The sequence below is a fragment of the Cellulomonas biazotea genome, from assembly GCF_004306155.1.
Lineage (GTDB): Bacteria > Actinomycetota > Actinomycetes > Actinomycetales > Cellulomonadaceae > Cellulomonas > Cellulomonas biazotea.
On record NZ_BIMR01000516.1, the window covers coordinates 1 to 614 of the forward strand.

Sequence of the window (614 nt, forward strand, 5' to 3'; positions counted from 1 at the left end):
GCGCACCACGGGCGCCAGGTGCAGGACCTCCCCGTCGGGTCCCTCGGTGACGGGCGCGAGGCCGTGCGTGCGCAGCGCGTCGACGAGCTCGCGGGTGCTCGCCTGCGCCGCGAGCACGGTGGGCGCGAGCGCGACGAGCCCGAGGTCGGCCAGGCGAGGGTCGTCGACGAGCCCCGCGAGCAGGGCCGGGTCGTCGGCGCGCACGTAGCTCGACGCGGTCCCCGCACGCAGCCGGCCGTGCCGTCGGGCGGCGTCGCGGACCAGGTACACGAGCGGCTGCGGGACGACGCCGCGGGCGTGCGCGGCGAGGTCCGCGAGGACCTGGTCGGCGGTCGCGCCGCCGTCGAGCGCGGCGCGCACGGAGTCCGGGGTGAACCGCACGGTGAGGGCGCCGCCGCGGGACTCGACGTGCGCGGTCGCGTCGAGCAGCGCCTCGAGCTCGGGGCTCGGGCGGCCCGGGACGATGCCCGTGAGGTCGCCCTGCAGCAAGATCTCGCCGACCGCCGCGGGCAGGGCCGCGGCGAGCGCTGCGCCGACCGGGTCGTCGGGCGCGGCGTCGCGCCGGTCACCGTCGCCCGCCGGTGCCCCGGCCGTCGCGGCGAGCAGCGCACGAC

1 protein-coding gene is annotated in these 614 nt (G+C 80.1%); it reads right to left on the bottom strand.

What is annotated here, in order from left to right; all coding sequences use genetic code 11:
• A partial coding sequence (locus CBZ_RS20550; RefSeq protein WP_246013583.1) for a helicase-associated domain-containing protein occupies window positions 1–614 on the bottom strand: 614 nt, incomplete at both ends.